The 2,976-nt window shown below is 60.2% G+C and carries 3 protein-coding genes; all 3 read left to right on the forward strand.

The features are described 5' to 3' along the window. Positions 1-4 precede the first annotated feature (4 nt). Complete coding sequence (locus ACR0EL_RS21280) at positions 5-1,681, forward strand: formate--tetrahydrofolate ligase (RefSeq protein WP_480502150.1); 1,677 nt, start codon at positions 5-7, stop codon at positions 1,679-1,681. 57 nt (positions 1,682-1,738) lie between these two features. Then, entirely contained in the window at positions 1,739-2,044 is a 306-nt protein-coding gene (locus tag ACR0EL_RS21285; RefSeq protein ID WP_480502148.1) for a chorismate mutase, read from the forward strand. Between the two features lie 51 nt (positions 2,045-2,095). Beyond that, on the forward strand, positions 2,096-2,976 hold an 881-nt coding region (folD, locus tag ACR0EL_RS21290), incomplete at its 3' end, for a bifunctional methylenetetrahydrofolate dehydrogenase/methenyltetrahydrofolate cyclohydrolase FolD (protein WP_480502149.1).

The raw sequence follows: 2,976 nt of genomic DNA on the forward strand, positions 1-2,976 counted from the left end.
CCCAATGAGTTACAAATCCGACATTGAGATTGCCCGCGAGGCGAGGAAGAAGCCGATTCAGGAAATTGGTGCGAAGCTGGGCATTTCCAGCGATGATCTGCTGCCCTATGGGCATGACAAGGCGAAGGTTAGCCAGGACTTCATCAACTCGGTGCAGGGCCGTGAAGACGGCAAGTTGATCCTTGTGACTGCGATCAACCCGACCCCGGCGGGTGAGGGTAAGACCACTACCACCGTGGGTCTGGGTGACGGTCTGAACCGCATTGGCAAGAATGCGATGATCTGTATCCGCGAAGCCTCGCTTGGCCCTAACTTCGGCATGAAGGGCGGCGCTGCGGGCGGTGGTTACGCTCAGGTTGTTCCGATGGAAGAGATGAACCTGCACTTCACCGGTGACTTCCACGCCATCACCTCGGCCCACTCGCTGCTGTCGGCGATGATCGACAACCACATCTACTGGGGCAACGAAGCCGAAATCGACACCCGCCGTGTCGCATGGCGCCGTGTGGTCGACATGAATGACCGTGCGCTGCGTCAGATCACTGCCAGCTTGGGTGGTGTGTCGAACGGCTTCCCGCGCGAGGCTGGCTTTGACATCACCGTGGCGTCCGAAGTGATGGCGATCCTGTGTCTGGCCAACGACCTGAAAGATCTGGAAAAGCGTCTGGGCGACATCATCGTTGCTTACCGACGCGACAAGACCCCGGTTTACTGCCGCGACATCAAGGCCGAAGGCGCAATGACCGTTCTGTTGAAAGACGCGATGCAGCCGAACCTGGTTCAGACGCTGGAAAACAACCCGGCCTTTGTCCACGGCGGCCCGTTCGCGAATATCGCGCATGGCTGTAACTCGGTCATCGCGACCAAGACCGCTCTGAAAGTGGCCGACTATGTCGTGACCGAGGCTGGTTTTGGCGCCGATCTGGGGGCCGAGAAGTTCATGAACATCAAGTGCCGCAAGGCGGGCATCGCCCCGTCGGCTGTTGTGCTGGTTGCCACCGTGCGCGCGATGAAGATGAATGGCGGCGTGGCCAAGGCCGATCTGGGTGCCGAGAACGTTGAAGCAGTTCAGTCTGGCTGTGCCAACCTTGGCCGTCACATCGAGAACGTCAAATCCTTTGGCGTTCCGGTTGTTGTCGCCATCAACCACTTTGTCACCGACACCGATGCCGAAGTTGATGCGGTCAAGGGCTACTGCGCCGATCACGGAGTTGAGGCGGTTCTGTCGCGTCACTGGGAACTGGGCTCGGAAGGCTCTGCCCCGCTGGCCGAGAAAGTTGTGGAAATCGTTGAAGGTGGCACCGCGAACTTCGCGCCGATCTACCCCGACGAGATGCCGCTGTTCGAGAAAGTCGAAACCATCGCCAAGCGCATCTACCGCGCGGACGAGGTTCTGGCCGACAACAAGATCCGCAACCAGCTGCGCGAGTGGGAAGAAGCAGGCTATGGCAACCTGCCGGTCTGTATGGCGAAAACCCAGTACTCGTTCTCGACCGACCCGTCGCTGCGCGGCGCGCCCACCGGCCATTCGGTTCCGGTGCGTGAAGTTCGCCTGTCCGCCGGTGCTGGCTTCATCGTGGTTGTCTGCGGTGAGATCATGACCATGCCGGGTCTGCCCCGCAAACCGGCCGCCGAGACCATCTGCCTTAACGACGCAGGTGAGATCGAGGGCTTGTTCTAAGCCGCTGAATAAGACATCTCGTGGTCCGGGGTTACCCCGGGCCATGAGGAGAGAAACATGCCCACTCTGATACCGCCGCAAGATTGTCGCTCGATGCGGGAATTGCGGGTTCAGATTGACAAGCTGGACCGCCAATTGATCGAATTGTTGGTAGTGCGCGCGGGCTATATCGACCGCGCATCCCAGCTGAAACCCGGCGAGGGGCTGCCCGCCCGTATCCCGGATCGCGTCGAAGAGGTGGTGCAGCGTGTGCGCAAGAGCTCGGATGAATTGGGCATGGACCCTGATCTTGCAGAGAAGCTCTGGCGCATATTGATTGACTGGTCGATTGCCCGCGAGGAACGCGTGATCGGCGTTGACTGACCGAACAGGCGCCTTGTGCGCCTGATCCGTTTTGGAAGAGGGGATTGAAGAATGGTAGCCCAGGTTATCGACGGTAAAGCCTTTGCCGCAAAAGTACGCGCGCAGGTGGCCGATCAGGTTGCAAAGCTGAAAGAAGAAAACGGCATCACGCCCGGTCTGGCCGTGGTGTTGGTGGGCGAAGACCCGGCAAGCCAGGTCTATGTGCGTTCGAAAGGCAAGATGACCGTTGAGGTCGGCATGAACTCGTACGAGCACAAGCTGGATGTGGACACCTCGGAAGAGGATTTGCTGGCGCTGATCGACAAGCTGAACACTGATCCTGCAGTGCACGGCATTCTGGTGCAGTTGCCGCTGCCCAAGCATCTGAACGAAGATCTGGTGATCAACGCCATCGACCCGGCCAAGGATGTGGACGGCTTCCACATCTCGAATGTGGGTCTGTTGGGCACCGGCCAAAAATCGATGGTCCCCTGCACCCCGCTGGGCTGTCTGATGATGCTGCGCGACCATCATGGCTCGCTGTCGGGTATGGATGCGGTTGTGATTGGCCGGTCGAACATCGTGGGCAAGCCGATGGCGCAGCTGCTGCTGGGCGACAGCTGCACCGTGACCATCGCGCATAGCCGAACCAAGGATCTACCCGACGTCGTGCGCCGCGCCGACATCGTCGTGGCCGCCGTGGGCCGCCCCGAGATGGTGCCAGGCGATTGGATCAAGGAAGGCGCCACGGTGATCGACGTTGGCATCAACCGGATCGAGCGCGACGGCAAGAATAAACTGGTCGGCGATGTTGACTATGCCTCAGCATCCGAACGCGCCGGCGCCATCACCCCCGTCCCCGGAGGCGTCGGCCCCATGACCATCGCCTGCCTACTCGCAAACACCCTCACCGCCGCATGCCGCGCAAACAGCCTGCCAGAACCAGAAGGCCT

The organism is Ruegeria sp. AH12 (assembly GCF_056541465.1).